General features: G+C 42.9%; 1 protein-coding gene. It reads left to right on the top strand.

Annotated features, from left to right (window positions below; all coding sequences use genetic code 11):
- A partial coding sequence (locus D5R40_RS33115) for an MATE family efflux transporter (RefSeq protein WP_192901342.1) occupies nt 1–695 on the top strand: 695 nt, incomplete at its 5' end.
- Between the last annotated feature and the right edge of the window lie 555 nt (nt 696–1250).

Genomic DNA, 1250 nt, shown 5'->3' with positions numbered 1-1250 from the left:
TAGATACCCAAAGAAAGATCTTCGGAACTATGACGGCCCTATCCTTGATTACATCGGTGATTCTATCCATTCTAGGGATTATTTTCGCGCCTCAATTGATTGGCTTCTTGGGTGGTACAGGTGAGATATTGACGCTTGGGGTTATTTACTATCGGATCATGATGATTGGCGCCTTTTTCCGAATATTTGCCGTGGCTGCCAACACTCTAATACGAGCGGAAGGGAAGATCAAGGAGGCTATGGTATTTTCCATTATTGCGGCGGTCTTGAATATCATTCTCAACCCCATTTTTATTTACTATCTGGATGGTGGTATTGCAGGAGCTGCTTGGGCTACCGTCGTCGCGATGATCATATTTACGCTGATGGGAATTTGGTATTTCTGGGCTGGTAAAGCTAATTATCCCGTTTCTCTCCGTACCTACAGTCTGTCTCGTGATCTGTTAAAGCCAATCTTAAGTGTAGGTGTATCTGCAATGATGCTCCAGCTGATGTTCTTTGTTCAGCAAGTGATTGTGTTCAGACTCCTGGCGCAATACGAGACGATTGGGATATTGCATTCATGGGTAGCTCATACGAGTATTGCTCCTGATTTTGTTCCCGAGCTTTGGTTTGCTCAGCTTGCAACCGGTGGTGGGAATCAATTTTGGCGCAAGCAGTACGACCGGGTACGTTCCTCATTTACAAGTTTTTGACTAGGTGCAACGGACTAATGACCTTAGTCTGGGTTTTCATTATGTGGGAGCAGCTGTTTGCCTTCTTGGATGATGCCGGATGCTACCTTTACGAATAAAGATCTCTGGGATTTTAGGATGATGATGCTCACTTTGCGGACTTTCCCGATATTCTTCATGACCACTACCATGTTTCAAGCCATCGGTAACGCTCGAATCGCTGGTTTCCTAATTGTGGCACGAGAATTATTGCTATTTTTTCCGATCGTATTCATCCTACCTATGTTTTATGGCGTAAGTGGAATCTATTATACTGGCGTGCCCGTGAATTGTATTGTTTGGTAATTAGTTCATTTCGTTGAATAAACAGTTTCGACGACTACGGAACCCGCCTATCAATAATGACTAGTGGTATAAATATGGACGATTGAACTAGCTATTTTCACAATCTATGGCTAACTTCAAGAACAACTGTAAAGCAAGTCCATATGGAAAACAACGACAAAACCAACTTTGGCAAGACACTCCTGCTTGCCCAGAAATACCTGGAAGTAATTTTTAATCCAATTGAGAAAA

Origin of the sequence: Okeania hirsuta, from assembly GCF_003838195.1 — a bacterium.
In the GTDB taxonomy this organism is placed as follows: Bacteria; Cyanobacteriota; Cyanobacteriia; order Cyanobacteriales; family Microcoleaceae; genus Okeania; species Okeania hirsuta.
Note: the sequence above shows the minus strand (reverse complement) of the source record. Positions and strands in the feature narration are given on the sequence as shown.